At 58.5% G+C, this 229-nt stretch carries 1 pseudogene; it reads left to right on the top strand.

Going from position 1 to position 229, the window contains the following annotated elements:
- Positions 1-229 (top strand): annotated as a pseudogene (locus QP415_RS13230) (RNA-binding S4 domain-containing protein); the annotation flags it as partial.

Genomic DNA, 229 nt, shown 5'->3' with positions numbered 1-229 from the left:
CATGTGAAAGTCAACGGTGACAGCGCAAAAGCCGCTCAAAAAGTGAAGGTGGGCGACGAGGTCCGCCTACGAGTCGACGGTTTCGACCAGATACTGACGGTAACGAAACTGCTGGTCAAACGCGTTGGTGCCCCTCAAGCGCGCGTCTGCTACGAGGACCTCACTCCCCCTCGTCCCAGATTGTTCATCCCGGTTGCTCAGCGTGAACGTGGAACTGGTCGCCCGTCGA

The organism is Pauljensenia sp. UMB3104 (assembly GCF_030217285.1).
In the GTDB taxonomy this organism is placed as follows: Bacteria; Actinomycetota; Actinomycetes; order Actinomycetales; family Actinomycetaceae; genus Pauljensenia.
Note: the sequence above shows the minus strand (reverse complement) of the source record. Positions and strands in the feature narration are given on the sequence as shown.